This is a genomic window from Ureibacillus manganicus DSM 26584 (assembly GCF_000772945.1).
Classification (GTDB): Bacteria; Bacillota; Bacilli; order Bacillales_A; family Planococcaceae; genus Ureibacillus; species Ureibacillus manganicus.
Map to the genome: position 1 here is coordinate 1 of NZ_JPVN01000055.1, position 3,605 is coordinate 3,605.

The window sequence follows — 3,605 nt, forward strand, 5'->3', positions numbered from 1 at the left end:
TTGATCAAAATACAAACGCGAGTATTATTGATATCAACATGGGTTGCCCTGTAAATAAAATCATCAAGTGTGAAGCAGGCGCAAAATGGTTATTAGACCCGAACAAGATTTATGAAATGGTATCAGCTGTAGTGGATGCTGTAGAAAAGCCAGTCAGTGTGAAAATGCGTATTGGTTGGGATGATGAGCATATATTCGCTGTAGAAAATGCTCTTGCAGCAGAACGTGCAGGTGCATCTGCCATTGCAATGCATGGTCGTACACGTGTTCAAATGTACGAAGGAAAAGCAAACTGGGATATATTACGTGAGGTTAAGAAGCATATTAACATTCCGTTCATCGGAAATGGGGATGTTGAAACTCCACAAGATGCAAAACGTATGTTGGAAGAAACAGGTGTTGATGGCGTTATGATTGGACGTGCAGCACTAGGAGATCCATGGATGATTTATCGTACCGTTCAGTATTTAGAAACTGGTGAATTAAAGCCAGAACCAACTGTACGAGAAAAAATGGATGTATGCCTATTACATTTTGAACGATTAATGAAGCTTAAAGGTGAAAAAGTGGCTGTACGTGAAATGCGCAAACATGCTTCTTGGTACTTGAAAGGTGTTCGTGGTAATGGGAAAGTACGAACTGCCATCAACCAAGTTGAAACTGAAATAGAATTGCGGACTTTACTAAATGGTGTTGCTAAGCAACTAGGGGATAAAGAAGAAGCAACGGCAATTTAATGTAAAAGGGCATCCAGAGGAAGAATAGAATTTGGATGCCCTTTACTATTATAAGTTGGAAGCTTCCTTTGTTGGGCCCATTACACTAGGGACATTAAGGCCTGCTTGTCTAAGTAATACTTGCATTTGTGCGCGGTGATGAGTTTGGTGGTCTACCATTACACGAAGTAAAACACCTATTGGAGTTGGTCGTCCGTGGCTATCCACGTTACCTGATAGTGCTTCATCTGTAAGATTTTCTTTCACAGCTTTCACTACTTCTTCACTAGCTACTTTATAGGTACTGATAATCTCTTTAATAGAATTTGGTGTAGCAGAAGGGTTTAACTCCACATTTAATGATAGACCTACTTGACCCATAAAGTATGCTGTCGCCGTAGTTAAATGCCAGCTTAACCACTCAAGGGAACTGTGGCCATCAACAATCTCAAATCCTTTTTTCTCCTCGGTAATGGATTCGAAAACTGATAAAGTTCCACGGCAACTATTTTCCCAATCCATGACAAAATCATTAATCATACGGTACATATAAATTTGCTCCTTTTTTCTTTCAATTTGAAAAGCTTAGCATAATATTAATACAATAAAGACGATAATGTTAAATGATTAGATTTCTGAAAACTAGAATTATTAGTTAGTTAGTTAGAAATTAATATGAAACAGATGAATCCAATCCAGATTTTGTGTACAATAGGTACATTATGGACAAATAAAAAGTTCGTGCGAAATTAGCATTTAAAGGAGTGATTGACGTGTCAAACATTGAAGAATTAAATGACCAACTTTTGGTGAGACGCCAAAAGATGACGAATATAAGAGAGAACGGTTTAGATCCGTTTGGTAGCCGATTTGAACGTACACATTTAACAACAGAAATTAGAGAACAATATGATGGATTCTCTAAAGAAGAATTAGAAGAACAAACACACGAGGTCGTAATTGCAGGTCGTATTATGACAAAGCGTGGTAAAGGTAAAGCTGGATTTGCGCACATTCAAGATTTAGGTGGGCAAATGCAAATTTATGTTCGTAAAGACCATGTTGGTGATGATGCGTACGAGTTATTTAACACAGCTGACTTAGGTGATATTGTAGGAATCCGCGGGAATGTCTTTAAAACAAATGTAGGGGAACTATCTGTTAAAGCTGAAGATTTTACGTTCTTAACTAAATCGTTGCGCCCTATGCCTGAAAAATTCCACGGGTTACAAGATATTGAACAACGTTACCGTCAACGATATTTAGACCTAATGACGAATGAAGAAAGTAAGCATACATTTATTACTCGTTCAAAAATCATACGTGCTATTAGAAATTATCTAGATAACCAAGGTTATTTAGAAGTTGAAACACCAATGTTGCACACAATCGCTGGTGGTGCTGCAGCAAGACCATTCATTACACACCATAATGCATTAGATATGGAACTTTATATGCGTATCGCAATTGAACTTCACTTAAAACGTTTAATTGTTGGAGGGCTTGAAAAGGTATATGAAATCGGACGTGTATTCCGTAACGAGGGGATTTCAACTCGCCATAATCCGGAATTTACTATGATTGAATTATACGAAGCTTACGCGGATTATCGTGACATCATGTCGCTTACTGAAAGCTTAATCGCTCATGTTGCACAACAAGTATTAGGTACAACAACAGTAAAATATGGTGAAGATGAAATTAATCTTGCTGTAGGTTGGAAACGAGTGCATATGGTTGATGCTGTTAAAGAGGCGACAGGCGTTGACTTCTGGCAACCAATGACAAAGGAACAAGCACAAGCTCTTGCAAAAGAACATGGTGTAGAAGTAAAAGAAATGCACGAAGTTGGACATATCATCAATGAATTCTTTGAACAAAAGATCGAAGAAACATTAGTTCAACCTACTTTTGTATATGGTCACCCAGTAGAAATTTCACCTCTTGCAAAGAAAAACCCTGAAGATCCAAGATTCACAGATCGCTTTGAGTTATTTATCGTAAGACGTGAACACGCAAATGCATTTACTGAATTAAATGACCCAATCGACCAAAGAGAACGTTTTGAAGCTCAATTGGCTGAAAAAGAAGCGGGTAATGACGAAGCGCATGAAATGGACAATGATTTCATTGAGGCTTTAGAATACGGTATGCCTCCAACAGGTGGTTTAGGTATTGGTATCGATCGTCTTGTTATGTTATTAACAAACTCACAATCCATCCGAGATGTATTGTTATTCCCAACGATGCGTCATAGAGATTAATTTATTCAACAAATAGATATTTGTAAAAAACCATACACTTTATTTTGGGGTAAGGTAGAATACGCGGGAGTCGACTAGTGTTAATCATAGATCGACTCCTGTTTTTTTATAAACAACTAAGGGTCATCATAGTGCGGATGGTTATAGCTAAGAATAGATAGAGTTAATTAATGGCTGAGGGAGAATATAATCTTTTTCGACGAATAAATTAATGATTATTTGTCTGTGAGTTAGTAATAGAATTGTTTAACTAAAGAGAATGTAATTTAATGATTTCATTATTACCCATATAATTTATGAATGTTAAATTCTAAGAAATGGTATAGTAATATTTGTTGAAATAAAAAAGAAAATATTATAGAATGAGTGAACCCTGTTATTTAGGGCTACTATTCAAAAATAGTATTTGAGTGTTTTTTATATTAAAACAAATTTTTTTAACAAAACACTTGCATAATTATTTTAATGGTGATATATTTATATTCGTCGCTAAGACGACAAGAAATAAAATAAAAAAATAGTTGACTCGCACAACTGAGTGTGATAAACTAATAAAGTTGCTGTTGAAAAGGCAGCAAAACATGAACCTTGAAAACTGAACAACAAAACGTTAATGAATTAAACG

3 protein-coding genes are annotated in these 3,605 nt (G+C 36.1%); 2 read left to right on the plus strand and 1 reads right to left on the minus strand.

The features are described from left to right. A partial coding sequence (dusB, locus tag CD29_RS19110; protein WP_036190644.1) for a tRNA dihydrouridine synthase DusB occupies positions 1–737 on the plus strand: 737 nt, incomplete at its 5' end. A 48-nt stretch (positions 738–785) separates the two neighbouring features. Here the strand turns inward: dusB and CD29_RS19115 are convergent. Continuing rightward, positions 786–1,265 carry a DinB family protein gene (locus tag CD29_RS19115; protein ID WP_036190647.1) on the minus strand — a complete coding sequence of 160 codons (480 nt, stop codon included), beginning with the start codon at positions 1,263–1,265 and terminating at the stop codon, positions 786–788. Positions 1,266–1,480: 215 nt separating this feature from the next. On the opposite strand from CD29_RS19115, the gene lysS reads away from it, so the two are divergent. Further along, complete coding sequence (lysS, locus tag CD29_RS19120) at positions 1,481–2,980, plus strand: lysine--tRNA ligase (RefSeq protein WP_197061786.1); 1,500 nt, start codon at positions 1,481–1,483, stop codon at positions 2,978–2,980. Positions 2,981–3,605: the final 625 nt, after the last annotated feature.

Bases quoted from the DNA above. Each gene is read 5' to 3' on its own strand.
- CD29_RS19115 (WP_036190647.1), bottom strand. From the start codon at position 1,265: ATGTACCGTATGATTAATGATTTTGTCATGGATTGGGAAAATAGTTGC.